This is a genomic window from Deltaproteobacteria bacterium (genome assembly GCA_005879795.1).
GTDB lineage: Bacteria > Desulfobacterota > Binatia > DP-6 > DP-6 > DP-6.
This window is the reverse complement of record VBKJ01000232.1, coordinates 1-3,193: the sequence shown is the minus strand read 5'-3', so window position 1 is coordinate 3,193 and position 3,193 is coordinate 1. Positions and strand designations below refer to the sequence as shown.

The following is a 3,193-nucleotide window of genomic DNA, read 5'->3' as shown; positions in this document are numbered from 1 at the left end:
GACCTCGCGCAGGGGAACGTGAACCCACAGCTCCTTGCGGCCGTATTGGCCGACGAGCTGGCGGAGCCGGCATGAAGCTGTCGCATGTGGACGAGGCGGGCCGGGCGCGCATGGTGGATGTGGGCGACAAGCCCGTCACGGTGCGCACGGCGGTGGCGGAAGGCGCGATCCGGATGTCGCGCGAGGCGTTCCGGCTCGTGGCCGAGCAGCAGGTGGCGAAGGGCGACGTGCTGGCGGTGAGCGAGGTGGCGGGGACGCTGGCGGCGAAGCGGACGGCCGAGCTGATCCCGCTGTGCCACCCGCTGGGCCTGGACCACGTAGAAGTCGACGCGAGGCTGGACGAGGAGCTGCCGGGAGTGCGGGTGAGGGCGGCCGCGAAGGCGGTCGGGCGGACGGGGGTGGAAATGGAGGCGCTCACGGCGGTATCGGTCGCCCTGCTGACGGTTTACGACATGATGAAGGCGGCGGACCGGGCGATGGAGATCGAAAAGGTCCGACTGCTCGAGAAGACGGGTGGCACGCATGGGGATTGGCGGCGCGACTCGGCTGATTGACGGGAGATTGATGGGGCGGTGCCAGTATGGGGACCGCCTGGCCATACAAGAGAGGGCTATGCACACGACAACCCAGAAACTGATGCTGCAGGGAGGGCTCATTCTCCTTGGCGCTCTCGTTGTGAGCAGCATCGGCGGTTGGGCTCGACGCGCCACTGCCGACGACCAGCCGGCGCCGCTCACGGCGCCCGCGCTGATCGGGGAGCTGCGCTCCCTCGAGCAGGCACTCGAGGCGACCCGGGGAGAACTCGCGGTCGCCCGGTTGCAGCTCGAGCGCGCCAACGCGATCATCGACTACTCGACGCATTACGCGATCGCGGCCGACCTGGCAGCGGCGATTTACGACGTCGCCCTCGCAGAGGGGGTGGACCCGGCCCTGGCGTTTCGCCTCGTAAAAGTGGAGTCGGGATTCAACCCCAAGGCGAAGAGTAAGGTCGGGGCCCTCGGGTACACGCAAGTGTTGCCGAGTACGGCCCGGCTGTACGAGCCGGGTCTGACCACGGCGCAGCTGTACGACCGCAGCACCAATCTGCGGCTCGGCTTCCGCTACCTCCGGGATCTCCTGGAGCGCTACGAAGGGAACGCCGACGCCAAGCTGCGTCTGGCGCTGCTTGCCTACAACCGCGGGCCGGCGAGGGTGCAGGAGCTGCTCGACGCCGGGAAGGACCCGCAGAATGGCTATGCGGCGGCGCTCATGAAAGGGTACCGCCGTAAGAGCTAGACGTAGCACAAAGGCGTAACACAAAGACGAGAGGCGTAGGGGCTGTCACCCTACGCCTTTCGTGTTACGCCTTTGTGCTACCCTCTATTCTTTCTGCGGTATTTTGATCACGTCCCCCGCCCGCAGCACCGACCCCATCGTGAGGCCGTTGTAATTGAGGAGGGCGGTCAGCGACACACGGTACCGGCGCGCGATCTCGCTCGCCGTCTCGCCCGAGCGCACGCGGTGGTTCCCGGCGCTCACGTCGGTGCTCGAAACGCGCCGGTAGCGGGGTTCCGGGGGCACGGACCATGCCGAGGCGGGCACCACGCGCCCGCTCATCGGGATGATGAGCCGCTGCCCGACGCGCAACGCGTGGGCCTTGATGCGGGGGTTCGCGCTCTCGATCATGGTAAGGCTCACGCGGTAGCGCTTCGCGATGTCCGACAGCGTCTGCCCGCGTGAGACATAGTGGTCCACGAACGTGATTCGCTCGGTGATCGGCAGGCTGTCGTAGCGCACCGCCACGAGTGTCCCGCGCCCGCGCGGCACCCGCACGACCACGCTCCGGCCCGGGGGCGTGACGCCCCGGACGTATTGCGGGTTGAGCTCGAGCAGCACCGCCACCGCCGTGTCGGCGAGGCGTGCGACCACGTCGAGGCCGGTCGCGTCGGGAACGGTGACCTCGTCGAACACGAGGGGCGACTGCGGCTCCACCTCGAAGCCATAGCGCGCCGGTTGCTTCGCGATCAGCGACGCGGCGATGAGCTTGGGAACGTAGTCACGCGTCTCGCGCCGCAGATAGCGGCGGTCGGACAGCTGAAAAAACGTGCGATCGTCCACCGAGTCCGGCTCGCCCGGCAGCCGATCGATACCCCGCTCGATCCGTCCGACGCCGGCGTTGTAGGCCGCCGCGGCCAGATACACGCTACCCAGGCGCTCCCGCAGGTCCGCCAGGTAGTTGGCGGCCGCTTCCGTCGCCCGGAACGGGTCGCGGCGCTCGTCCACCCAGGGATCGACCGTGAGGCCGTACAGGCGCGCCGTGCTCGCCATGAACTGCCACATCCCGACCGCTTTCGCGCGACTCACCGCCGTGTTCGAGAAGCCGCTCTCGATCAAGCAGAGGTAGAGGAGGTCTTCCGGGAGCCGTTTGGCGCGGAGCCGCTCGCGGATCATCCCCTGGTAGCGACCGAGCCGCGCGAGCCAGATCTCGAACCGATCGCGCGAGTCCACCTGGAAGAACTCGAGGTACTCGAGCACGCGCCGGTTCGTGGCGAAGCTCGTCACGTCGATGTCGAAGGTCGGCTCGGCCGACGGGGCGGCACCGATCACGGCGCGGCCTTCGGCCCCGAACAGCCGCTCGGCTTCACGCTCCACCTCTTCACCCTTGATCGGCGACGCCGCGGGCGGCCGGCGCTCCAGGCTGTCGGCCGGGGCGTGCCGACGATGCAGGCTGTCGAGCACCTTCTGGTCCGCCGCGGAGTCCTGCTCCGCCCGGGCCGCGAGCGCGCCGATCGAGTCCGCGCTCCGCACGGAGGGAGAGAGCGAGAGCGCCGTCGAATCAGGGGTGGCAGGGGCCACCGCGGCCGAGCCGGCGCCGCGCGCACCACCGCACGCTGTGCTCAGCGTGGCGCCCAGCGCCGCGCCCACCAACGCGATCAGTCGAATCCCGTGGGCTCTCGTCATCTGGTCGCGAAAAAATTCCCGAGGATACGGTTCGTGGCGTTCAACACTGCAAGCGCCGCGCCGCGTGGTGGATCGGTCTCGGCGAGATAGGCCCCCACCAGGCGTGAGGCGCGCGTCTCCTGCCGAACGGACAGCGACACGATCACCACGACGGCATCGAACGCCCGGACCGCTTTGACGCCCAGCAGCTCGAACCCCAGCTTCGGCTGCACCACCCGTTCCAGGGCCCGCACCGTCGCCTCCGCGCAGCAGC

At 68.9% G+C, this 3,193-nt stretch carries 4 protein-coding genes; 2 read left to right on the top strand and 2 right to left on the bottom strand.

What is annotated here, in order from left to right; translation table 11 throughout:
• Positions 1–71 precede the first annotated feature (71 nt).
• On the top strand, positions 72–554 hold the full coding sequence (gene moaC / locus E6J59_19420; protein TMB16192.1) for a cyclic pyranopterin monophosphate synthase MoaC: 483 nt from the start codon (positions 72–74) through the stop codon (positions 552–554).
• On the top strand, positions 523–1,275 hold the full coding sequence (locus E6J59_19415) for a lytic transglycosylase domain-containing protein (GenBank protein ID TMB16191.1): 753 nt from the start codon (positions 523–525) through the stop codon (positions 1,273–1,275). Before moaC ends, E6J59_19415 begins: the two co-directional genes overlap by 32 nt.
• A gap of 84 nt (positions 1,276–1,359) precedes the next feature.
• Here the strand turns inward: E6J59_19415 and E6J59_19410 are convergent, their stop codons facing one another.
• The gene (locus tag E6J59_19410; protein ID TMB16190.1) at positions 1,360–2,787 is read right to left on the bottom strand and encodes a LysM peptidoglycan-binding domain-containing protein; all 1,428 of its coding nucleotides are present in this window, start codon (positions 2,785–2,787) and stop codon (positions 1,360–1,362) included.
• 149 nt (positions 2,788–2,936) lie between these two features.
• On the bottom strand, positions 2,937–3,173 hold the full coding sequence (locus tag E6J59_19405) for a hypothetical protein (GenBank protein TMB16189.1): 237 nt from the start codon (positions 3,171–3,173) through the stop codon (positions 2,937–2,939).
• Positions 3,174–3,193: the final 20 nt, after the last annotated feature.